This is a genomic window from Paraburkholderia acidipaludis NBRC 101816 (assembly GCF_000684975.1).
Lineage (GTDB): Bacteria > Pseudomonadota > Gammaproteobacteria > Burkholderiales > Burkholderiaceae > Paraburkholderia > Paraburkholderia acidipaludis.
The window spans coordinates 100,437-123,063 of the sequence record NZ_BAXZ01000020.1 but is presented as its reverse complement, the minus strand read 5'-3'; the positions used below and the strand labels follow the sequence as shown (position 1 = coordinate 123,063).

At 59.9% G+C, this 22,627-nt stretch carries 17 protein-coding genes and 3 pseudogenes; 11 read left to right on the top strand and 9 right to left on the bottom strand.

Features of this window, described 5'->3' with window-relative positions; genetic code table 11:
* Nucleotides 1-122 precede the first annotated feature (122 nt).
* The gene (locus BAC01S_RS21825; RefSeq protein ID WP_027796667.1) at nucleotides 123-437 is read left to right on the top strand and encodes a hypothetical protein; all 315 of its coding nucleotides are present in this window, start codon (nucleotides 123-125) and stop codon (nucleotides 435-437) included.
* Nucleotides 438-561: 124 nt separating this feature from the next.
* Here BAC01S_RS21825 and BAC01S_RS21820 read toward each other — a convergent pair whose 3' ends face one another.
* A complete protein-coding gene (locus tag BAC01S_RS21820) occupies nucleotides 562-1,206 on the bottom strand; it encodes a hypothetical protein (protein ID WP_027796666.1) in 645 nt (214 codons plus the stop codon).
* A gap of 555 nt (nucleotides 1,207-1,761) precedes the next feature.
* Between BAC01S_RS21820 and BAC01S_RS35670 the strand changes: the two are divergent.
* From BAC01S_RS35670 to BAC01S_RS21795, 5 genes and pseudogenes are all read left to right on the top strand, one after another.
* Nucleotides 1,762-2,132: pseudogene (locus tag BAC01S_RS35670) on the top strand (transposase); the annotation flags it as partial.
* Between the two features lie 240 nt (nucleotides 2,133-2,372).
* A pseudogene (locus BAC01S_RS21815) lies at nucleotides 2,373-2,687 on the top strand (phage late control D family protein); the annotation flags it as partial.
* Nucleotides 2,688-2,807: 120 nt separating this feature from the next.
* Entirely contained in the window at nucleotides 2,808-4,355 is a 1,548-nt protein-coding gene (locus tag BAC01S_RS21810) for a methyl-accepting chemotaxis protein (RefSeq protein ID WP_027796664.1), read from the top strand.
* 1,411 nt (nucleotides 4,356-5,766) lie between these two features.
* Nucleotides 5,767-6,963, top strand: a complete 1,197-nt coding sequence (locus BAC01S_RS21800) for a porin (RefSeq protein WP_027796662.1) — start codon at nucleotides 5,767-5,769, stop codon at nucleotides 6,961-6,963.
* 146 nt (nucleotides 6,964-7,109) lie between these two features.
* Entirely contained in the window at nucleotides 7,110-7,466 is a 357-nt protein-coding gene (locus BAC01S_RS21795) for a BON domain-containing protein (protein WP_027796661.1), read from the top strand.
* Between the two features lie 198 nt (nucleotides 7,467-7,664).
* Here BAC01S_RS21795 and gntR read toward each other — a convergent pair whose 3' ends face one another.
* Nucleotides 7,665-8,606: an HTH-type transcriptional regulator GntR gene (gene gntR, locus BAC01S_RS21790; RefSeq protein WP_245616646.1), complete on the bottom strand. Its 942-nt coding sequence runs from the start codon at nucleotides 8,604-8,606 to the stop codon at nucleotides 7,665-7,667.
* 303 nt (nucleotides 8,607-8,909) lie between these two features.
* Between gntR and BAC01S_RS21785 the strand changes: the two genes are divergently transcribed.
* Complete coding sequence (locus BAC01S_RS21785; RefSeq protein WP_043203171.1) at nucleotides 8,910-10,199, top strand: ABC transporter substrate-binding protein; 1,290 nt, start codon at nucleotides 8,910-8,912, stop codon at nucleotides 10,197-10,199.
* Nucleotides 10,200-10,296: 97 nt separating this feature from the next.
* On the opposite strand, the pseudogene BAC01S_RS35665 reads toward BAC01S_RS21785, so the two are convergent.
* From BAC01S_RS35665 to BAC01S_RS35660, 4 genes and pseudogenes are all read right to left on the bottom strand, one after another.
* Nucleotides 10,297-10,464 (bottom strand): annotated as a pseudogene (locus BAC01S_RS35665) (alpha/beta fold hydrolase); the annotation flags it as partial.
* Between the two features lie 1,000 nt (nucleotides 10,465-11,464).
* Nucleotides 11,465-11,833 carry a BON domain-containing protein gene (locus BAC01S_RS21780; RefSeq protein WP_027796658.1) on the bottom strand — a complete coding sequence of 123 codons (369 nt, stop codon included), beginning with the start codon at nucleotides 11,831-11,833 and terminating at the stop codon, nucleotides 11,465-11,467.
* A 196-nt stretch (nucleotides 11,834-12,029) separates the two neighbouring features.
* Nucleotides 12,030-13,130 (bottom strand): porin, encoded by a 1,101-nt coding sequence (locus BAC01S_RS21775; RefSeq protein ID WP_245616645.1) that lies wholly within the window; start codon nucleotides 13,128-13,130, stop codon nucleotides 12,030-12,032.
* Nucleotides 13,131-13,165: 35 nt separating this feature from the next.
* Nucleotides 13,166-13,297, bottom strand: coding sequence for a hypothetical protein (locus BAC01S_RS35660; RefSeq protein ID WP_407667946.1), 132 nt, complete (start codon nucleotides 13,295-13,297; stop codon nucleotides 13,166-13,168).
* 731 nt (nucleotides 13,298-14,028) lie between these two features.
* Between BAC01S_RS35660 and BAC01S_RS32190 the strand changes: the two genes are divergently transcribed.
* From BAC01S_RS32190 to BAC01S_RS21750, 4 genes are read left to right on the top strand one after another with little or no spacing between them, the layout of a single operon-like run.
* Nucleotides 14,029-15,261, top strand: coding sequence for an MFS transporter (locus BAC01S_RS32190; protein ID WP_043203167.1), 1,233 nt, complete (start codon nucleotides 14,029-14,031; stop codon nucleotides 15,259-15,261).
* A 24-nt stretch (nucleotides 15,262-15,285) separates the two neighbouring features.
* Nucleotides 15,286-16,578: a D-amino acid dehydrogenase gene (locus BAC01S_RS32185; RefSeq protein ID WP_043203166.1), complete on the top strand. Its 1,293-nt coding sequence runs from the start codon at nucleotides 15,286-15,288 to the stop codon at nucleotides 16,576-16,578.
* Nucleotides 16,575-18,047, top strand: a complete 1,473-nt coding sequence (locus BAC01S_RS21755; protein ID WP_027796656.1) for a M81 family metallopeptidase — start codon at nucleotides 16,575-16,577, stop codon at nucleotides 18,045-18,047. The genes BAC01S_RS32185 and BAC01S_RS21755 overlap by 4 nt, the downstream gene beginning before the upstream one ends.
* A gap of 35 nt (nucleotides 18,048-18,082) precedes the next feature.
* The gene (locus BAC01S_RS21750) at nucleotides 18,083-19,021 is read left to right on the top strand and encodes a LysR family transcriptional regulator (protein ID WP_027796655.1); all 939 of its coding nucleotides are present in this window, start codon (nucleotides 18,083-18,085) and stop codon (nucleotides 19,019-19,021) included.
* A 254-nt stretch (nucleotides 19,022-19,275) separates the two neighbouring features.
* Here the strand turns inward: BAC01S_RS21750 and egtB are convergent, their stop codons facing one another.
* From egtB to BAC01S_RS21735, 3 genes are all read right to left on the bottom strand, one after another.
* Nucleotides 19,276-20,457 (bottom strand): ergothioneine biosynthesis protein EgtB, encoded by a 1,182-nt coding sequence (gene egtB, locus BAC01S_RS32180; protein ID WP_084168758.1) that lies wholly within the window; start codon nucleotides 20,455-20,457, stop codon nucleotides 19,276-19,278.
* Nucleotides 20,458-20,542: 85 nt separating this feature from the next.
* Nucleotides 20,543-21,790 (bottom strand): MFS transporter, encoded by a 1,248-nt coding sequence (locus BAC01S_RS21740; RefSeq protein ID WP_027796654.1) that lies wholly within the window; start codon nucleotides 21,788-21,790, stop codon nucleotides 20,543-20,545.
* Nucleotides 21,791-21,807: 17 nt separating this feature from the next.
* Nucleotides 21,808-22,554, bottom strand: coding sequence for an SDR family NAD(P)-dependent oxidoreductase (locus tag BAC01S_RS21735; RefSeq protein ID WP_027796653.1), 747 nt, complete (start codon nucleotides 22,552-22,554; stop codon nucleotides 21,808-21,810).
* Nucleotides 22,555-22,627 lie beyond the last annotated feature (73 nt).

Sequence of the window (22,627 nt, the reverse complement as noted above, 5' to 3'; positions counted from 1 at the left end):
ACGGCGTAAGCCATTGCATTGTTGTCACTTAACGGTGAACGATCGAAGCCGCGGCGTTGGGTTGCCTGGGGAAACCGTTTACCCATCCTGTTAATATACCGGCCTTTTTGTGGGAGAGACAAATGTCCTGGTTTATTTATGAAGTGCCCGAATACAATGAAGACGGGGCGCGCATTGAACCCTTCAGCGACCTGCGTAGCCGCGTCATGAAAGTCAGTGGGCAGGCAATGGCTGACGAACTGGAAACCATCCGCGAGAACGCCGCAACGACGGCCGACACGCCTACGCGCCCGCTACGTGCTGCAGAAAATCCTCAGGTATTCCCGATTCCCTATGCCGACTCCATGATCCTGGTCGGGTTCATCTTCGAACTGGAGCGTGAGTTCCGGCAATTGGTGGTGTCACCTGTGGAAATGCCCTGGCTGAAAGGCGCATAGAGAAGGAGACAAGCGAATCTGGCCCCGGTGCCGAACGAGGAAAATCAATGAAGCGCCAATCGCTGCTGGCGCGTTCTTCGTATGGGGTAGTTTGCGCACGAGGAATGGGGCCCGCAGAAGTCACCTAATTTTTGATATTTTCCTCGCAATCTTTCCAGTAGTGCAGCGGATCGCCATGTTGCGGGTAACGTGAACTGAGCCACAGGGACAGCTTGCCCCAATCCGGATGATGGGTACCCGTTTTCGCGGACCAGATTGACGATCTCTCGAGAATCAGGCCGGTTCCTCGATCGCGGACAACCAGGCTGGCCAGCCCACTCGAACTGTTCGCCTGCGACTCAACCAGATACCTGGGCAGAATCCGGAGTTCAGCGTCCTCGGCCCACCCAAAAAGGGCGCGGATCACGCCAGTGGAATCGCGCAACTCTATGGGGCCACTCTGCGGACGAACGGCTGTCCATCCCTCAGGAAATTCAGCGACAACCTGGCTTTCCTCCTCCCGTACCCACCTCACGCGCCATGCGCGCACCATCGCCTCACGCAAGGCGGATATCGACTCGTATCCAGCCGGCAATTCGATCGCTAGCGGGAGCGTAATGAGGTTGTCTTTCCAGAGTTTGGCTTCGTCGTCGACACGCCTGATCTCGCTGAATGTCCCCGCTTCGAATGGGTTCTCAGGCCGGCGCGACACGCTTGCGTTCGAGGCGGGAAGTCCCTCGAAGAGTCGCTCAGCATCGAGACGCGTGAGTTTCGTCTTTCCTTTCTTCATTTGCCTCTCTTCAGCATGGTTGATGTCCCGCGAATAGCCCGCCCCGACAACGCAAATCACGCCAATTTGGTTTGAACGGGCGGGTGATCTTGTCTGGCGCTATCCGCTAGTTCGCAGCGAGGTTGGAGCCTATGGCGCGGCTTGTGCCGCCATCCGTGTGGTGAGATCAATCCATTGGTGGACTGGATGACAGTGACGGGCGGCGCTAACTTGCGAGATGACGCTCGCGAATAGACGATATTGGCCTGTTACCGCCCGAGCGAGCGTGGTCGATTGCGCTTTTCGCCTGCGCCAACCGAAGGAATTACCCTTCGGCGCGCTTCACCCGATGGTCGGTTGGCATACACAAAGACATAAAGATCAGTGATCGGCGAGTTTAGCAGATTGCGTTCTCCCCTCCTGACTGCGTTTTATTTCTTTTTGAATGTCAGTCCGACCCGGAGCTGCTCTTCTTGCCGCCATCACGTCACCGATTGCTCGCCTGGTCTTACGTACCGTAGCATCGACGCGCGTTCCACGGTGTGTCTTTGATCCCCTATTCGAAGAACTGGAGGGCAGATATCGCTGACTGATCCCGATGCTCGCTCCATGGCGACAAGCGGTCGTGGCTCGGGGATGGTGGGCTACAACGTGCAGGTAGCCGTAGATTCCAAACACCATCTCATCGTTGCTCACGAGGTCACAAATGCCGGCAGTGATCGGGCACAGCTCAGAGCCCGATGGCACAGGCTGCTCGTGACGCCATGGGCAAAACCAGATTGAAGGCTATCGCTGATCGAGGGTATTACAGTGGCCCACAGATAAAGGACTGCGAGGATGCTGGTATCGCAGCCATTCTGCCCAGTACCACGACGTCGAGCGCAAAGGTTCACGGTCGCTTTGATCGTGCAGACTTTATCTACATCGCCCGAGATGACGAATATAAGATTGCCGGATGCCGGCTATGCTGCTGTTGGATGCAGTGCTGGTGTAATGCGGCTCACGCCTACGCATTTCAGGTTCTAAATTAAGTTTGAGTTCTCTTTCAGGCAGTTTTACGATCCATGATTATCTTCCGGTTGACGGGGTATATTCCTGAAACTTGGAATCGGCCGGCCATACAGTCGGGGCCGTTCCATTGAGAACGAGAGCTGTCGGCCTGCAACGCACAAGAATATGGAATACGCATGAATTCGACCGAACTGGCCCGGATAATCCGTGGCGGGCTGATCCAGCAGGAGCGCCTGATCAAGACGGATATTCCGTCCTTACCGAATAATGCGCTTGCGCCTCGCCGGGCGGTAACTTGTTCCGAAGTGGGGCAGGATTTCAGTGTCACGGTCGATATCGAACTCAAGGCACTGATTGCCCAGCCGATGACGCTATGGATTCAACAGGCGGACAAATCCTGCCTGCCAATCAATGGCTATATTCACACGGCGAGAAGGCTGGGCAGCGATGGGAGTCTGTCCAGTTATCAACTGGCTTATGCGTCATGGATGCCGGACGCATTACCAGGGCATCCAAACGTGAGCGGCATCCGATAGCGGACAGTCCAGGTGATATCTCAAGTTTCAAGTCCGGCGGCCGTAAAGCACGAATGACCACGCAATGGAGTCGCCGTGAAACTGTCCTTTGCCCAGAAGTTGTGGGCACCTCTCGTGCTCAGCCTGCTGCTCATCACCCTCATCTCGATCGTCGACGCCTGGCAGGCACGCACCGTTCGCTTTGAGGAAAGAAAGACGGATCTGGTTCACGCGACTGAGATCGCGCTTACGATCACGAAGCAGTATGGCGACAAGGCGGCGGCAGGCGCAATGCCTGTCGAGCAGGCGAAAAGAGAGGCCCTCGCCGCGATTAAGGGTATACGTTACGGTAACGGTACGGGCTACTTCACCATTTTCAGCTCCGAACCGGTCATTCTCATGCACCCGATTCATCCGGAAATGGACGGGAAGAACGTGGGTGACTACAAGGACCCGAACGGGGTAGCCCTGTATCGGGACACCGTGGACGCAGTCAAGCGCGACGGTCACGGCTTTGTCAGCTATGAGTTTTCGAAGCCGCCCACCAACGCGATTGCCCCGAAGGTCTCGTATGCAGGCTATTACGCGCCATGGGACTGGATTCTGCAGACCGGCGCCTACACGGACGATATCGACGCGGCGTTCCGTGCCTCGCTGTACAAGAGCCTCGGCTTCCTTCTCGTTGCCGCTGGACTGCTGGCCGGTGTCGTAATCTGGATCAACCGTAGCATCTTGCGTCAGCTCGGCGGGGACCCCGCGCAGGCGGCGGACATTGCGGGTCGGATTGCCGATAACGATCTGACGGTCACGGTGCATACGGCACAGGGCGACCACAGCAGCCTCATGTATTCGATGAAATGCATGCAGGAGCAGTTGACCACGATGATCCGCGGGATTCGCTCGTCGAGCGCATCAATTGCATCGGCGACCGGCCAGATCGCCGCTGGCAATCAGGATCTCTCGCAGCGCACCGAGGAACAGGCCGCCGCGCTTGAGGAGACGGCTGCGAGCATGGATGAGCTGACGTCGACGGTCAACCATAACGCAGATAACGCGCGTCAGGCGAGCAACATTGCTTCCCAGGCGCTGGAGGCGGCACAGCGTGGAGGCGGCGTCGTGCAGCAGGTTGTCGAAACCATGACCGGTATCAACGCGAGTTCTGACCAGATCGCCAGCATCGTAGGCACCATCGAAAGCATCGCATTCCAGACCAATATCCTCGCGCTGAACGCAGCCGTAGAAGCGGCGAGGGCCGGCGAAGAAGGACGCGGCTTCGCGGTTGTGGCGGGAGAGGTCCGCTCGCTCGCGCAGCGTTCGGCGACGGCCGCGAGAGAAATCAAGGAACTGATTCAGCATTCGGTCGACCGTGTGAAGACCGGGGCCGGGCACGTGGGCGCGGCGGGCGCGACGATGGATGAGATCGTCCAGTCCGTGAAGCGCGTCAACGATATCGTGAACGAGATTTCAGCGGCATCATCCGAGCAGAGCAAGGGGATTGTTCAGGTGAGCCAGGCGGTGACGCAGATGGATTCGGTAACGCAGCAGAACGCGGCGCTCGTCGAGCAGGCCGCCGCTGCCGCGATGTCGCTGCAGTCACAGGCAGAGGATCTGCGCTCTAACGTTGAGCGGTTCCGGGTGGTGTGAGTGTGGCCTTCGCGCACACGGGTTCTGAATGGGTGAAGACCTGAGTCGCGGACCTGGATGCCATGGATGCGCCTGTGCGGGTGCAGACGGGCCGCTCAGGGTGGTCAGATTCGGGCGATCTCGCCAGGTGAACGATATAGCTTGTAAGCCGGCCCCCTGGTTTTTCTGCGATCAACAGATCCCAATGGATCGGGGCATGCCCTTTGCATGAGACGCACGGCCGCAGCGATCTTTACGCCTGGCCTTGGGGCGTCGGCGACCAGCGTCACAACGACTTCAGATGGGTTTCGCAGAGTGCGTAAATTCGTTGGACGACCGGCAAGCGGTAATCGAGAAACCACCCTGCTTTCAGGTTGAAGAGTTGAGGAACATCAGAATCGTTCATCGGGAACGGGTGGGCACTCTCCTGCGCCGCGATCACGCGCGATGCCTCCACAAGCCGGGCTCGCTCCATCCAGTCACACGTCGCCCCGTTCGAGATCAGCCAGAGCTGCGTCGTTTCAACAAGATTGTCTGCGTTTAGACGCCGACTCCGGGGGCACAGCAAGTATTGACGCGAGTGGTTTTCATCCGGCTTATGTGGAACGCATGTGCCATGACATTGGTAGCAATAGCGCAGGATTCCCACGGGACTTGCCTGAGGAATCCATATCAAAATCGGTGCGCCTAAGTCAACAGGTACTGACGCCTACAGATAAGCCCTGGTATGTTGAGTTGGTCGGTTTCCTGACGCCGAAATCAACGGCACAGGATTTCTTCGCTCCCTATTTCATACCGTTTAGTGCGTACACATTGCGCAAAAAAATTGCAATTTTCCAGAAATTGAAAAGACAGGGATGGTTGGTCATGTGACGTGATTAAATAAAATTTAAGGTAAGTGTGGATTGCTTATCGACGATCGTGGAAGTTGAAAAAATGGATATTGGGTTAAACAGCAGGGATTGTTGGAGGCTACCCAGGAATGAGGAAAGGTAGATTAAATTTAATTCATTAACATGACATGAAATCAGGTGGAAAGGTCGGGAAGTCGTGTCGGTCTGCGTTTTTGGAAGCGATGGGAAAGGCTCCTGTTCGTTGAAACAATGATTTGATGAAGGGGGTGAATCACCCAGAGCGTGATCGCTTGCCTCCCTCACGAGATTTGATGAAATTTCACAACACCGTCGTATTCGTCATTCGCTTCGCTGATTCGACTTTGATACATTGCTTGAAAAAACAAGAGAGCAGGCAGCAGAACGTCATTTCAGTTTCCTCGCCGCAGTTGTGAACGCCAACGATGCCGGCAAAGATAACAAAGTCCGCGCATTTGTCGTCTGGCAGTACCTGTAGCAGATGTTTTCACTCACTTTGTAAACAATCTGACAAGATTAGTAGTACTACGTCATATTTTTGTGAAGATATGGAGGAAACAATGAAGAAGGTTTTGCTGGCCGCAGCGCTCATGTCTGCGGGAATCGTCGCGCACGCACAAAGCAGCGTGACGATGTATGGCCGGCTTGATGTCGGCGTCCAGTACCGCACGGGGATTCCGGGCGGTAACGCCGTGCAGATGGAGAGCGGCGACTGGGGCGAATCGGAATTCGGCTTCAGAGGCGCGGAAGACCTGGGTGGCGGGACGAAGGCGATCTTCAAGTTGGAGATGGGCCTCGATATGTTGAACGGCAACTATCAGAATGGTTCGCTGTTCGGTCGCGAAGCGCGCGTCGGTCTGACGAACGATACGTGGGGTACGTTCAAGATTGGCTATGCGGGCGCGGCGGAAATCAGCCAGGACAGTTGGGACGTCGATCCGCAACTAATGCAGTTCTATTCGATCGCCACGCTGGTTCGGGGCCGTAACTGGGCGCAGGCAGGCAACAGCGTGGAATACACCTCGCCGCTGCTCGCCGGTCTCACCTTGAAGGGGCAGTATGATCTTTCCAACGCCTCGAACTGGAACGGCAATGGCGGTACCGGTAGTGCGCCGGGCCAACTTGGTGCGACTTCCGGTTTCGGTGCGTCGCAGGGCCGTTCGGACGGCGCCAAGATCCAGTACAACGCGTCGGCCTTCGAACTGCAGGCGATCTACGACGAAATCCGCGACCCGTTCGGCCGCTTCAGCAACGTCTACCTGTACTCGCGCTCGATCCTTGCCGGCGGCACCTATTCGCTCGGCCCGGTGAAGTTCTATGCGGGCTACCAGCACCTCTCGGCGCCTGACGCCGACGAAGCCGGCTACGACTTTGCCGCCACGCCGGGCGGCGCCAGCCTGCCGACGGCGGTCGATCACGAGTGGGGCGGCGTGGGCTGGCAGATCACGCCCGTTACGCTGCTCACGGCCGCTATCTATCACGCCAACGCCAACAACGGCAACGGCAACGCGACGCTGTACACGCTCGCGGGTAGCTACAACCTGTCGAAGCGGACGTTCCTGTATTCCGAACTGGGCTATATCCACAACAGCTCGACGTCGAACATCGGTCTCGGCGACGGTTATGCCGATCCGTACGGCACCGGCGGCGCCTCCAATGCCAATGGCGGCGGCGCGGTCGGCAGCGGCATCAACGAAGGTCCGGGCTACGGCCATGGCCAGTTTGCCGGCAACGTCGGCATCATGACCCAGTTCTAAGGGCGTAGCGGCAACACGCATCGACTCGTCAGGCGGGAAACCGGGCTGGCAGGACCGGACTTCCCGCGCGTGAGCTTCGTCCCCGAGGTTCATCCGCTTAAGCCGGGAAGAAATCAGGAAGAAATTTCAGAGCAAGGAGAATCGATATGAAGTTGATACAGGTTGCCAGGGCCGCCACGGCCGCATTCGCACTGGCGCTCGCCGTGGGCGCCCATGCACAGGCCAGCGATACGTCAGCAAACAACGCGGTGGCAGCAGCGCCGACTTCGGCCAAGGCCACGAAGGCTGCGAACCGTGCGCTCGCCAAAAAGGTCCATCGCGCACTGGCCCATACCAAGGGACTGGATCCGACTCACATCTACGTCAAGGTCGTCAGTGGCGTCGTGACGCTCACCGGCAGCTGCGATAGCCAGAACCAGATGGACCTGGCGGTCGAAGCTGCAAAGAAGGTTGATGGGGTGACTTCAGTGAGCAACGGACTGAGTATCAAAACACCGGATTAACGCGCGCTCTCGGCCGCGTCAGGCAGACGCCGAAGTCGCCTGACGCCGTGAGACTGCATATCCGGTTCGCAGGATTCCGCGGACAGCATCCTGTCATCTTTCGCTGGTCGTGCTGCTGTCTGCCGGCACGATGCGGCTACGGGCCGAAGCACGGGCCGGAGGTGCCACGTGTGCCTGGCCGCCGGTCTCGACGGCAAGCTAGGCGCTTTCCCGCGGCGTGAGCGTGAACTGCAGATCGATGCAACTCCGCTCGGGCGGATGTCCGTCCAGTATCTGCAGCAACAGTCGCGCGGCCTCGAAGCCAATTGAGTAGCGTGGCGTCGTGATGGTCGTGAGCGACGGCGTCGACCATGCAGAAGGCGGCAGATCGTTGAATCCTGCGATCGCAATCTGGCTTGGCACGGAGATGCCGCACCGCTGGCACTCGAAGAGTGCGCCGAGCGCAAGATCGTCGTTGCAGCAGAAAATCGCGTCGCATTCGGGAGCCTGTTCGAGCATCCGCGCGAGCAGTTTCGAGCCGAGCCCGACGCTCGATGGTTCGTCGGTCAGTATCTCGGCATCGGGGTCGAGACCCGCCTCGCGCAGCGCGCGGCGAAAGCCGGCACGACGCTGCATGGTGCGCGGATCCAGCTGCGCCGCGATGAATCCCGGGTACCGGTAGCCACGTTCGAGCAGATACTTCGTGAGTGTGAAGCCCGCGCGCTGCTGCGAAAAACCCACCGACCATTCACCGGGAGTCCGGCTCAGATCGTACATATGAACCACGGGCACACGTTTTGCCGCCAGGCGCTGGCAGATGGCTTCGGAGCCATCTATACCGGTGACGAGAAAGCCGTCGGGTGCGTGCGCGAGGTAGGTCGAGACCAGTTCCGCCTGCTTCTCGGGAGAGTAGTTTGTAATGCCAATTAAAATCTGATAACCGGCCGGTCCCATGCAATCCTGAATGCCGGCGAGCGTATCGACGAAAACCGCATTCGACAAAGACGGTACCAGCACGGCCACGACGCGTGAGCGCGACGAGGCGAGCGTGCGCGCCGCGTGGTTCGGCACGTAGCCGAGTTCGGCGACGGCCGCTTCCACACGGGCACGTGCTTCGGGCGACAACTGCGCCGGATCCTTCAGGGCACGCGATACCGTCATCGTACTGACTTGTGCGAGATCCGCGACGTCGGCGATCGTCGCGCGTCCGCTTTGCCGGCGTCGCGCTGATTCATGGGCTGTCGCGGTCGTGGCGTTGCGCGGGCTCTGGAGCGTTCCGGGCTGCCGTGCTGCGCGAGTCGGTTTGTCTTTCATCACGCGAGTATCGCCTCGCCTATGCCGGAAGGGAAGCCCGGGAAAGTGCGGGATTGAAGCAGGGTTCATCCGGATAGGGCAGCGTGATCTGTTAGCGCTAACATCCGCGTCATGCAACATGAAAACACGACGATATAAGGAGACAGCCAGATGCGAACCCAACGAGACAACCTGCCGAAGCCGGCCGGCCAGACTGCAAGGGTTACCGCCTGCTCGCTCGGCGTCGCGGCGCTTCTCGCCGCCGGGGCGGCGCGCTCCGCGGAGGTCGAGGTGCTGCACTACTGGACGTCCGGCGGCGAAGCAAAATCGGCACAGGTCCTCAAGCAGATGCTTGAAGAAAAGGGCGATACCTGGAAGGACTTCGCGGTGGCCGGCGGTGGCGGAGGAAACGCGATGACCGCGCTCAAGACGCGCGTGATCGCCGGCAACCCGCCCGCGGCAGCCCAGATCAAGGGGCCCGCCATTCAGGAGTGGGGCGACGAAGGCGTGCTGGTTTCGATCGACGACGTAGCGAAACGCGAAGGCTGGGACAAGCTGATCCCCCCGCAGATTGCGGGCATCATGAAGTACAAGGGGCAATATGTAGCGGCGCCGGTCAACGTGCATCGCGTCAACTGGCTGTGGATCAATGCCGACGCGCTGAAGAAGGTGAACGCACAGCCGCCCGCCACGTGGGACGAGTTCTTCAGGACTGCAGACGCACTGCAGAAAGCGGGTATCATGCCGGTCGCGATCGGCGGCCAGCCATGGCAGGAAGCCGAAACCTTCGAGACCGTGGCGCTCGGCGTGGGCGGCGCGGCCTTTTACAGGAAAGCCTTCGTGCAGCTTGATCAGGCGACCCTCAAGGGGCCGACCATGGTCAAGGCACTCGAAACGTTCAAGAAGATCAAGGCCTATACCGACAAGGGCCAGACGGGGCGCGACTGGAATCTGGCGACCGGCATGGTGATCTCCGGCAAGGCGGCGATGCAATTCATGGGGGATTGGGCCAAGGGCGAATTCAGTGTGGCCGGAAAGATGCCGGGCAAGGATTATCTGTGCGTGCCGGGACCCGGCTCGCAAACCGCCTATACATTCAACGTCGACAGCTTCGCGTTTTTCAAGGTCAAGAGCGCGGACGTCGAGAAGGGGCAGAAGGATCTCGCGAGCCTGCTTCTTAGCCCGAAGTTTCAGGAGATCTTCAACCTCAACAAGGGTTCGATTCCGGTGCGGCAAGGCATGGATCTGTCGAAGTTCGACGCCTGTGCGCAGCGTTCGGCCGCCGACTTCACCAGCGCGCAGGCGAAGGGAACGCTCGTGCCGTCGTGGGCGCACGACATGGTCGATACGCCGGCGGTGGAAGGTGCCTTTTACGATGTGCTTGGCAACTTCTGGAACGACGACAACGAAAGCGCGCAGGAGGCCGCGAACAAGCTCGCCCTTGCGGCGAAGACTCGCTGAGTGGCGGCACCTGGATGACGGGTCTTTCCGTGGCCACGGCCATGCGGCTCGCCAGAATGGGCGATCCGCGTGGCGAAAATCGCAACGCCGCGCCGTATCAAGCGCTGCCGGCAAGCCAGGCCGCGATCTCCGGCCACGCTCCGGCAAGCGTGCGCGAGCCCATGAACAAACCGATATGGCCGCCCGGAACCGTTCGGCTGATGATTTGCCCGTCAGGGGTGCACAGATACTTGCGCGCGTCGAGTACCTGTTCGGGCGTCGGTAGCGACGATCGGCGGGTATGCGAATGAACGTCCGCTCTTTAGCGGTAGACCATCGCCGGCCGATGGCCGAAACGGGTCACATTCGGGCGGTCGTCCCGCAGCAAGTCGCGGATGGGGCAATGCAAAGCGCATGAGACCGCACGCGACCATGAAGCGCCCCTTCACCTGGAATGCAGCCAGTCATTCCGGCGCCGGTTGAGCCCTGGAAACGGCCAGTCAATCCACTGAACTGATACAAATTGATGGGTGCGGTGCGCGACTCCGTCTGATCGATCGCGTCGCAGTAGGGGCGGTGCCGTCCTGAGCATGTGGTTTCCCGCCACCTCTGTCCAACCTGGTGCGCCATGCCAGGCCACGGGAGCTCGACAAGGGAGGGCCACATCGCTTCGTCTGCAGAACGGGCTGTCTGGTGAAACAGTTACAATAATTATTGACGCTGATTCACCCAGCAGGTAGCGTGCCGATCGAAGTTCAAGAAGTTCGATTGCTGTCCATCAATAGTTCGCTCCTCTGCGGTATTCGTTGCCCCAGAGGTGGCCTGGGCATTCGGGTCACCTACTGCGACGGCGATATTGCCAACGACGGCAGTCCGGTCGCAGGGCTCGTTCGCCAGGTGCGTCGGATGGCATCAGGTGACTTCAGCCGGAAAGTGTTTGCTATGCAGCGCTACCGTGCGAGATGCTTTTCGGTTGTACCTAAACGCATCCCGTCAAGGCAGCCGAAATGGCAAACTGTGTAAACCGTGAAACGCCAATTTATCGCGTTTCCTTGTCATCAGCGTATTGTTGTCCGTGGAGCCCGTGTTGAGGGGGAAAACGCTATGCGTCGCAATGAGCTGGAGAGCAAAACGCGGCTTTAATGAAGCGGTATTTTCTTGCGAAGGCACGAGCAAGGATTAGTGCGATACTCAGCGGTGTTTCCGACGAGTATGCAGTGATGCCGGGCGAGTTGCGCGCGGCATCTTCCTCGTCATCGACGTCCTCCGAAAAATAGCCGTATCGTTTAGCTTCCGGCCGGGCGCACAGCCATTGCATCGACTACCGAGTTCACGCCGGCAATGCCCTTGGTGACTGCAATGGCATGGTCGATCTGAGACTGCTCGGGGAACGTTCCCTCCAGCGTGACGATGCCGTCCTTCGCATGCACGTTGACGTGGGTGACGTCGAGATTCTTGTCCTTTGAGAGCGTGGCACGGACCTTGTGCGCGAGCACGCGATCAGCCGCCCTGGCGGCTTTGGCCAGCTGCTTTGCGGTAACAGCCGTACCGCTCGCGGCAACTGGTGGTGCCGATGCATCCTGGGCCCATACCTGAAATGAAGCGGCGACCAGCACTGCGGCAGTAGCCAGCTTGAATGTCTGAATTGCTTGCATACGAACTCTCCTGTTGTCAAAGTATTCCTGATTTCGCTGAAGGCCGAAGCCGGTGTAGCGCCTGTCGCGGGAGGAATGCCCGTTCCCCTGCCGACGCTTTCCCGACCACGTGGCGTCGCCCTGGGCACGGCTCGCGGCCGATGTGACTCGCGTCGCGAGCTGGCCTCACCTCTTCCTCGACGGTCTCCCGGCGCATTCAGAACGTATGGCGGAAGCCGACTTCGCCGGAAACCGTCGTGCCATTGGCCGGAGAGAAGAGTGCGTTGTCGACCTGCAGCCCGGAGTAGATTTGGCCGTGATTGTTGACCACGCCGACTTCTCCATACAGCGAGGTACGCCTGGAGAGGTAGAACTCGGTACCCAGTTCGCCCATGATCGAGTGATTCTGCGTCTGGTTGCGGTCGCTCGTGAGCGATGCTTCGCCGTTGACGTACCAGTTCGGACGGATCGCATAGAGCATGCCGACGTTATAAACGTCGTAGTCTACGTATCCCGCGACTTTGTAGCTCGTGAACGAGGCCTTGGTGGTCAGACTGCCGGCGAACCAGGAGAGGCCAATCGTCTTGCCGATGAAGGGCTCCAGCTCGATGGCGGTGGGACTGAACTGCGATGTGAGGCCGTCCACGTTACTGTTGCCGTCGAAGAACGCAGCATCGACGATGAACTGTCCGATTTCGTACTTCAGACTCATCGAGTATTCGCGACCTGCCTGAAAGTTGCCTGCCACGCCACCTGGCGCGAACATCGCGCTTGCGGTCAGGCCGCCGATTTTCGGGCTTGTATAGGTGATCGCATTGGCAACGAACGTACCCGTGGCAAATGCGTAGTCAGAGTAGCTGACTTCCGGTCCTCCGAATAGCGCCAGCCCCAGAACGTCGGAATCGGCGATTGCGTATTCGAACGGCGACATCTGCAACCCCAGGCGCAGCGCACCGATCGGGCCTTCGAGTCCCACCCATGCGAAGCGACCGAACAACCCGCCGTTCGTATTTGAAAAGCCGCCATTGGAAAGACTGATGCCGCTTTCGAGCTTGAAAGTCGCCTTATAGCCACCGCCGAGGTCTTCTGAGCCGTTCACCCCGAAAATGGACGGTACCATTCCGCCCCCGTTCAGCATCGATATCTGATGGGGACCGGCCTGCACAGAGGGTGAGGGCTGTGATTGGGTCTTGCTCGAATAGAGCAGACCCTCGTCCAGCAAACCATACAGCGTGACGTTGCTTTGCGCCTTTGCCAGGCCGCACGCGAGCAGTAGTGCGGAAACGGCAATCCCTTTTGTCATCCTTCTGGTATTCAACTCGATCTCCTGAACGGGTTTGGTTTGATGTGTCGTCAAGCACTCAGATAGCGCTCCGCGAGCGCGGCGAACCAGGCGGCGCCCCAGGTAACGGCCTTGTCGTTGAAATCGTAGGCCGGGTTGTGGACGGCGCAGCCGCCCACTTCGCCTACGCCATTGCCCAGCAAGACGTAGCAACCCGGAAAATTGTCGGAATCCTAACTAACGATGATTGATTCCGGATCCGGAGAGAATCTGACGGTGTATGGACCGCCGAGATCCTCGACGCCATAGAGCTCCCCTTGGACGTCCATTCGCCACTGCTCTGTTGCATGAATGTCGTCTGCGCAGCCTTCGTAAAGCCAATCGCTTCGTCCACAACGCCGTACTGGGTTACGCCGGGGCCATAACTGGATGACGTTGCATATGGCACACCGATGAAATAATCGGCAAAAGAGGTATCCGCGGCTCACGCTGAATGAGCCAGTGTACCGAGGGCGATTCTCCCGGCAATCCCGATGGTGATCCGCGCGAGACGCGCGCGGGGGGGAGGGGCGGCCGATGATGCGTGCGGGAAGCTGAAACCCGTCGGCCGATACTTCGCGTCAGTAAACGATCACTGCATGCAGGCATGGGGAAATATTGGGAGGTTAGACGGACGGCATTAACGTGCTGCAAAAAACATGACCGTACTTTCCTGGCGCCAAAATTCACCCACAATTGAATTGTTTTTGCTCCCCTTGACCGATGGTTGTGCGGCCTGGTTCGAACTTAACTAAAAGTGCAGCCCTGTACATCATTTCTATATCCTGCTTCATTTTCTTGACTGATAGTGGCGTCTCCACGTCCGTCCGATCGGCGGCGCCTGTTTGCCCGGAACGCAATCGCCGCTCATTTATTTCGTCCCGACAGGATTTTCATGCTGCCGCAGATCTCTCGCATACGCCAGTTGGTTGTCCTCGCGGCGCTGTTTATCGCGTGGTTTGTCGCTTACGCCGATCGCATCGTCATCGGAACGGCGATCATCCCCATTGCCCGGGAGTTCGCGTTGAATGACGCGGCGAAGGGATATGTGCTCGGCGCGTTCTACGTAACCTATGCGCTCATGCAATTGGGCGGAGGCTGGCTGGCTGATCGATATGGATCGCGCAAGGTCCTGCTTGGCTGTTTATTGGTCTGGTCCGCGTTCACCGCGCTGACCGGCACGGCGTGGTCTCTTGCGTCGCTCATCGCATTCCGGATGATGTTCGGCATTGGTGAAGGAAGCTTCTCGCCCGCGAATGCAAGTGCCATTACCGAAGTTTTCCCACGGGAAAAGCGGGGAAGCGTTCAATCATTGATGGCGAGCACGGCGTTTCTCGGGGGCGCGGTCGGCGCGGCGCTGGTGGGATGGACGATCTATCGCTACGGTTGGCGCCTGACGTTCCCACTGCTCGGCGCGCTTGGGCTGGTGGTGGCCGTGTCGCTATTCCTGGCTCTTCCGCCGCGGCCGTCACTAATCTCTGACGACGCGAGGCCGAAGGACCGGTCGACATGGCGCGATATCGTTTCCTCTTCGTTGCTGTGGCGCATCGCGGCGACCTGGTTCGGCGCGTGCATCATCTCGCTGGGACTGCAGTCGTGGATGCCGTCATATTTGCTGCATGCGCACGGAATCGATATCTTGCATATTGGGGTCGTGTCAGCCGTCCCATTTGCCGCGGCCTTTCTGGGCACGATCGCGACCGGCTACCTCATCGACCGAGGCGGTGCCCGGCTGCTGAAGCCATTCCTCGCCGGAGGCGCCCTGCTCAGCGCACTGTTCCTCACACTCATGACCATGACTACGTCGTTGCCGGCGCTTGTCGTCTTCTGGACGCTCTGCATGGTCTCGTATGTCGTCGTCTACACCACGGTCTTTTCGATTCCGCTCAAACAGTTTCCGCCCGAAAACGTTGGCCGCACCATTGGAGTCATCAATTTTGGCGGGCAAATCGCGGGCGCCATCGCGCCGGTCGTGATGGGGCACCTCATTACGCTGAATCACGGGTCGTACCTGTTTGCGTTTTACCTGCTGATTGGCGCGGGCGTAATGGCTTTCTTCGTCGCGATGACCTGCCATTTCGACGAAAAACCCGTGTCCACTTCCGCAGCGATCCAGAACCATGCTTGAACCATACGTATCGAAAAAAGAGAAATGAAAGTATTCATCCTGGGAGCCGGGGTAACAGGCATCACAGCAGCGTATTTTTTTGTCCGCGCAGGGCACGCTGTCACTGTCATTGAACGGCATGGCGAGGCCGGGGCCGAAACGAGTTTTGCAAATGGGGGGCAACTGAGTTACAGCTACGTCGCGCCGCTGGCGGAACCGTCAGTGATCGGCAAGCTTCCATCCTTGCTCACGGATCGTCATTCACCGCTGCGGTTCCGGCCTGCACTGGATCCTGCGCAGTGGCGCTGGTGTCTGAAATTCCTTGCCGCGTGTACCACGCGCACGAGTCGCCGGACCACCCTCGATCTGCTGAAGCTCGGTGCCTATAGTCGCCACCTTGTCAACGAAATCGCCGAGACCGAGCATCTCTCTTTTAACCACACGCATACCGGGAAGCTGGTGCTCTATCGCGCTCCGGATGCGTTCGCCGCGGCACGCCGGCAGATGGATTTCCAGAATGCGCATGGTTGCGAGCAACGCGCCGTCTCAGCCAGCGAGTGCGCGGATATCGAGCCCGCGCTGTTGGAGCAGGCCCGTCATCTAGCAGGCGGTATCTATACACCGTCCGAAGAATCAGGTGACTGCCACGCCTTTTGTTCAGCTCTGTCGAATGTACTGAAGACGCGATACGGCGTGAAGTTTCTGTTCGGCACAACCATTCACTCTTTTGTCACACGAGATAAAGGCGCCCATTCGATTGATGCGATCGACACATCGCGCGGGCGAATCGATGGCGATCTTTTCGTGGCCTGCCTGGGTGTCGGCGGTGTCGGCCTGCTTGACCTGCCGGGCTTGCACGTACCTGTCTATCCGCTGACGGGATATAGCCTGACCGTGCCGTCCGTAGCAGACGCCGCGCCGCTAGTCAGCATCACCGACACCCATCACAAGATCGTGTACGCAAAGCTTGGCAACCACTTGCGTATAGCAGGGATGGTCGACATTGGCCCGATCTCGGCACGTGTCCAAAGGGCGCGCGTCGACCTGCTCAGGCGACAGGCCAAAGATTTCCTGCCGTGCGCTGGACGCTACGACGAGGCACGAGTGTGGACCGGTATGCGGCCCGCCACGCCGTCTGGAAAACCCGTCATTGGGCCGACGCGCTATCGCAACCTGTGGTTGAACACCGGTCACGGCGCGCTCGGTTTCACGCTTGCGTGCGGCACCGGCTCCCTGGTAGCAAGTCTCGCGAGCGCGGAACGCCCAGCCATTGATGTCAGCCCATTCGTGCTTCGCAATGCCCTCATTCCCAGCCATTTAAACCGAGTCGAACCATGAAAGTATTCGTTGCCGGCCTTCTCACCGAGACCAACTCGTTTGTCAATCTGCCTACCAGTCTTGAAACGTTCCGCCGGGGCCACTGGCGTCCCGGCCAGGGTCACAGCGCGGCGCCAGCCGTGGGAACCGAATTGATGTGGGCAAGTCAGCGTCGCGCCGCGGCCGGCGAGTTCGAACTGGTCGAAGGAAGCTGCTTTCGCGCAACGCCCGCCGGGCTGACGAGCCGTCAGGCATACGAAGAGCTTCGCGACGAAATCCTCGCGGAGCTCTCGGCAGCGCTCCCCGTCGATGCCGTGTTGCTCGGCCTGCATGGCGGCATGATCGCGTTCGGATATCCCGACACCGAAGGTGATCTGATTGAGCGCGTGCGCCAGCTAGTGGGCGAAAAATGCGTGATAGGTGTCGAATTCGATCCGCACTGCCTTGTTACCCCAAAACGCCTTGAGCATAGCGACGTGATCGTGCTCTACAAGGAGTATCCGCACACCGACATCGTCGAACAGGCAAACCGGCTGATCGACATCGTCAGCGGGATCGTCAATCGTGGCTGGCGGCCCGTCGCCTCGCTTTACGACTGCCGTCAGATTGATTCGTATCCGACGAGCGCGCCGGGCATGCGCGCCTTTATCGACCGCATCAAGTCTATCGAAGCGCAACAGGCAGATGAAGTGCTGTCGATTTCGGTCGTTCATGGATTCGTATATGGCGACTCGCCCGATTTGAGTACGCGGATCCTCGTCTATACGGACGGTGACAAGGAACTCGGCGATAAACTCGCGGTGACGTTGGGCGACGAACTGGTCGGTATGCGCGGAAAGACAGCGCCCCCGCTTCTTGGTATCGACGCAGCGATTGATGCGGGCCTGTCGTCATCGGCATTTCCGGTGGTCATTGCCGATCCCACCGATAACGCCGGAGGCGGGGCGCCCTCGGATAGCGTTGATGTACTGGCGCGACTCCTCGCGCGGCAGGTCAGCAACGTTGCGTTTGGACCCATTTGGGACCCGGTTACCGTGCAACTTTGCTTTGACGCGGGGATCGGCGCGGTCATGCCGCTTCGCATCGGTGGAAAGGTAGCGGTGACGTCCGGGACGCCAGTCGATATCGTGGCGGAAGTGATCGGTCTGAAACGCGATTCGTGGCAGCTCTTCGGCGATAGCCGCGTGGAAACGGGCAACTCGGCAGCGCTTCGTGTGGGTGGCACCGAGATCGTGCTCACGACGATGCGAACTCAAACCTTCAGTCTCGAAGTATTCACGCAAGTTGGTATCGACCCGCTTGCGAAGCAGATGGTTTTCGTCAAGTCGGTCAACCATTTCATGGCGCATTTTGGCCCGATTGCCGCTAAAGTACTCTTTGTTGACGGCGGCGGCCCCCTGCGGCGTGACTATTCAGCGATTCGCTATCAGCATGTGCGTCGACCAATCTGGCCGATCGACGCGGAAGCCGCGCCACATCTGTTGATCTAGGCGGGTCTCGGCGCGCCACGATCAATACAAAGCGATTGTTCCGGCTGGAAAGCTCTGCGACGACTCTCACCTATATCGTTGTCGATATGAAATATCATCAAATCCAGGCGTTTCTCGCGTTGGCGGAAGGGGGCAGCCTCGTTAAGGCTGCCATACGACTTAACAAGACAACCACTGCGGTATCGAAGACCATCCGGGAACTCGAAGAGAGCTTCGAAGTTTCGCTATTTCAGCGCACGCCGTATGGCATGCCGCTGACGGCTGCCGGGCGAATCTTGCTGCCGAGAGCGCAATCGATTCTGGCCGAAATGGTCCGCGCCGACGAAGAACTGCGCGCGCATAGGGGCCTTCACCATGAGCGATTGCGCGTGGGTCTGACGCCGGCCGTCTCTGTCCTGCTGGGGCCAAAGGTGATTGAGCGATTCGTCTCGAAGATGCCCCATGTCCGTATCGAGGTATTTGAATATCAGCGGGAACAGATGTCACATCGTCTCGACGATGGTTCCCTCGACATTGCGCTTTGCGGGATTCCTTCGTTTATGAGTTGGGGTGCCGATCCCGTCGGCGAGCTGCTCTTCTCCGCCGAATTTTCTCTCGCTGTGTGTCGCGACGGAACTCTTGCACAAGCTCGATCACTTGAGGATTTGCAAGGGGCGCTGTGGGTCTACACCGATCCGAGTGGCGCCCAGGAGAATTTTATTGCCCAGGCATTTCTCGATGCCGACCTTCAACCCCCGTCGCGAGCGATACTCTGTACCGCATCGGGGCTGGGTGTCGCGCTCGCACTCCAAACCGATGCAGTCTTGCTCGCTGTCCGGCATATTGTGGAATCGAGCTCACGTGTAACGATCCTGCCGCTCCTGCCAAACACCCCGACTCTCAGTGTACATAGCCTCGTTAGACAGTCGGAGTCTTCGTCGCCTTTAGTCGATACATTTTTGCAGATCGTTCGCGAATCGCTGCCGGAAGATTGAGCGCGCGTGACACGAGCGGGCTGCCTCGATTTCGTCGGCATGGACCTCGAAGTGCGCCGCCAATCCGCGCAGCGCCGGTTGCGCTTCTGCCGGCGTGCTCTGAGGTAAGACCAGGGTCTTGCCTACCAGTTGTGCGGCGCGTTGTTGTGCCGTTAGATAGCGTCAAGCAGGCTTACTGCGGTTACCGTATCGAACCCCAGGCCGAACAGAAATCGCACCGGCAGCATATCTGGCTAACGAGCCGGAAGAGCGGTCTAAGCATGCAGCCCTTCGGGCGTCGCGAATGCACCGCCACGCAATACCATTTGTCCGCTCATGAACTTGCCGTTGTATTCGCCGGTTGCGTCTGCGGTGGGCCTGAACCCTGGATAGGGCGCGTAGGCGCTGCGGGTCCATTGCCAGGCGACGTCGTCAGCCTGTTCGAGCAGGCCCGCTCGAGCCGAGATTTCCCATTCCGCTTCGGTCGGCAGACGCGCGCCCGCCCAGGTCGTAAAGGCAGCGGCCTCGTAATAGCTGACGTGCATGACGGGCGCATCGAGATCCAGAGGATTGAGACCGCGTAGTGTGATTTCCGCCCAGCCCTCCCCAGCGGACGAACGCCGCCAGTAGAGCGGCGCATCCCAGCCTTCGGCGTGAACACGGTCCCAGCCGTCTGATAGCCAGTAGCTAGCTGTCATATATCCGCCGTCGTTCATGAATCTCAGCCAGTCCCGGTTCGTGACCAGCCGGTCGCTGATTTCGAACGGTTCTAGCCAGGCCCGGTGGCGCGGCCGTTCGTTGTCGAAAGCGAACGGCGATTCTGCGTCTCCGATCGAGACCAGCCCGCCGTCGTGCCTGTGGAATTTGCCTGCCCGACCGGCTTCGGGGCGTGACCAGTCGGGACGGTAGGCGGGATGGAGGGGCGACTGCGAGAACAGATGCAGGATGTCCATCAGGAGCAGTTCCTGGTGCTGCTGCTCATGCGCGAGGCCGAGCCGGACGAGCGGTTCGATGCCGTTCAATGTCGCGAGCGGCAGCGTGCCGAGCAGTTCCTCGACGTGTTGGTCGACGTAATGCCGGTAGTCCGCGACCCGCGAGCTGCTGGGGCGGCTCAGGAGACCGCGTTGCGGACGAGGATGGCGAGGACCCAGCGACTCGTAGTGCGAGTTGAAGAGGAACGAGAAATCCGGATCGAACGGCGTATAACCGGGCAGATTTTGTTCGAGCACGAAGTTCTCCCAGAACCATGTCGTGTGGGCCAGATGCCACTTCGTCGGACTGGCGTCGGACATCGACTGAATGGCCTGGTCTTCATCGCTCAGCGGGGCCGCCAGTGCTTCTGTGCGCGCACGAACGAGGCGATAGTGCTCGAGCAGGACTCTTTCGGACAAAGCTCGGGCGGAAGGTGAGGCGCCACTGGGCAGCACGTCGGGAAAGCGATCGACGGGGTTTTTCATTGTTTTCTCTTCTTCTGGGGATCGGCGGATTCTTATGGCATGCGAGGCAAGCAGATTCGGCGTTTCAGTCGGGAATCGGCGCCGGTTAATCGTCTGCGATGCGACGTAGCCCGAGCGCGAGTCCAAACGTGGCGACACTGAAGGCAGCGATGACGCCGGCGCCCAGATAGACGGCGAAGCCCAGCCCCTGAACCGTCGCGAAGCGCCCCAGAGCCGGCGCGAGTATCCCAACTGCCAGATAACCGAGCAGATAGAGCGCCGACAGGGCGCTACTGCGCCGTCCGACCGGGGTTGCGCGATTGACGACTTCCAGCGCGCTCAGAAACAGCAGGCTATAGCCCGCGCCGGTCATCGCGGTCGCAGACAGGAAAAGCGTGATGCCGTGAAGGGCGGTTGCGGACGCAAGTAATCCCATGCCCGCACAGGATGCTGTGGAACCGGCAATCATGGCAGCCCGAGTCGAAAGCGATTTGCCCAGCAAACTCACAACGCCGGAAGTGATGGCGAAAACGGCGAGGACCGAGCCGTTCACGAGCGTGTTCGGGGATCGGACCAGGTCGTGCGCGATCTGTCCGCCGAGCGACAGGATCATGACGCCGTGGGTATAGGCGGTGATCATCGCAAACGCAGCGATCATGAAGGCCTTGCGGGCGCTCTGAGGCACGGAGGGCAAAGTGGGCGTCCAGCCGCCCGCGGTGCCGCGCTCTACCGACAGCGGCAGGAACCACGTGACGGTGAACAACGCTGCGATCAGGATAGCCAGTAGCCAGAAAACCAGGTGCAGGGGCCACGGCGCGTATTGCGTCAGTGCGCCCCCGACGATAAGCGCCGCTGCGAAGCCGAAGGCCTGGGCAGCCGTGGCAACTACGGAGGCTCGCCGTGGCGCACCGCCTTCATTGAATTCGACCATCGCGGCTGTCGACGGGCCCGCGGTCAGGCCAACGCCAACCCCCATGAACGCCCTGCCCGCGAAAAGCCATGAAGCATCATGCGCAAGCGCGAGGGTCAGTGCGCCAAGGAAAGAGGCGCCCAGACCCAGCAGCATCGTCGCCCGCCGGCCGATCTGGTCGGACAAGCCGCCGAACAGGAGCAGCACGCTGACAACCACGATCGGGTAGATCGCGAAGATTTCGGCCGTGGTCGTCGGGGTGAGGTGCCATACGCTTGCGTAGAGCCGGTACGTCATGGCTGGCGCCGCGCTGGTCCAGAGCGTATGCGCGACCACGCCGGCCGAGACCCAGAAACTGGCCCGGCGGTCGAGCGCGACTGGCGTATATCGACGGGGACTTTCACCGCGAGTCGCGGGAACGGTCGGGCAGGTTGCGTGGGTCATGGCCGCCTCCGTGGGTGTCAGAGCTTCGAGCCGCCGTCGACACGCAGCGTGTCGCCCGTTACCCAACGCGCCGCGTCGGATGCGAGGAACAGGGCTGCGCCCGCAATGTCGTCGGGCTGCGCCACGCGCTTGAGGGCCTGCATGCCGAGCGTGAAGTCGCGCCCGGCATCGGTTTTGGCGAAGTTCGACATGTCGGTCTCGACGACGCCCGGCGCGATGGCGTTCACGCGGATGCCACGCTCGCCAAGCGACGCGGCGAAGTGCCTGACCAGCGTGTCGATCGCGCCCTTGGTCGCGGCGTAGGCCGACAGGTTGCCAACCGAGTTGCGGGCAGCCAGGGAGGAAAGCAGGACCACGCTGCTGCCTTCCCCCAGCACGGGCAGCAGTTGCTGAACGAGGAAGTACGGAGCCCGAACGTTGACGGCGAACAGTTCGTCGAAGTCCTCGACGCCGGTTTCCTCAATCGTGGCGGCCTTCGCGATGCCCGCGTTGGCAACGAGGATGTCGAGCCGTTCGTCGACGATTGCCCGGACCTGCCGCGCGAGCCGGTGCGGCCCGTCGGATTCCACGAGATCTGCCTGGATGGCATGGGCGCGGCTGCCCGCCGCGGTGATTTCGGCGACAACGGCGTCGGCCTCGCGTGCGCCGCGCCCATAGTGGACGATGACCTGAGCGCCTGCCTGCGCAAGCGCAAGCGCAGCCGCGCGTCCGATGCCGCGGGAAGCGCCCGTGACGAGCGCGGTCTTTCCGGTGAGAGCCTTCATGATCGTGTCCTTCCAGCAGGTGACTGAGGTTGACGGTGAGAGACGGTTTCGTCCGGCTGATGGAATCGAACGA